The organism is Neisseria maigaei, from assembly GCF_958267405.1.
GTDB lineage: Bacteria > Pseudomonadota > Gammaproteobacteria > Burkholderiales > Neisseriaceae > Neisseria > Neisseria bergeri.
The window spans coordinates 1-361 of sequence record NZ_CATQFT010000034.1 but is presented as its reverse complement, the minus strand read 5'-3'; the positions used below and the strand labels follow the sequence as shown (position 1 = coordinate 361).

Below are 361 nucleotides of genomic sequence, written 5' to 3'. Positions count from 1 at the left end.
TATTCCCGTATTTATAGCCCGCCTTGAGCGATGTTTATCGAATCAAATTAGATTACCGGAAGATATTATTAATTCCAATACCAATAGGAAATTTTATTATCTAATCAATGATGAGACCACTAGTGAATATATTGTAGGGCTTGGGGATTCATTTGATGATTATCAAATGTATTATTTTAATAATAAAAATCGTGTTTCATTTTTATGGAAATTACGTGAAAATACATTTTCAAATTATAGCTATGAATACGATTGCAACGATTTATTTGAGTTTGAATTAGAGAAGAAGATAATTGAAAATAGTATACTAATTTTTAAGGAAGCTATCGATAATAATATTAAATATAATATTGTGAAAATA

Annotated in this window: 1 protein-coding gene; it reads left to right on the top strand. The window is 25.8% G+C overall.

Features of this window, described 5'->3' with window-relative positions; genetic code table 11:
- Positions 1 to 361 (top strand): hypothetical protein (locus Q3O06_RS05510; protein WP_301818023.1); only part of this gene is annotated, 361 nt, incomplete at both ends.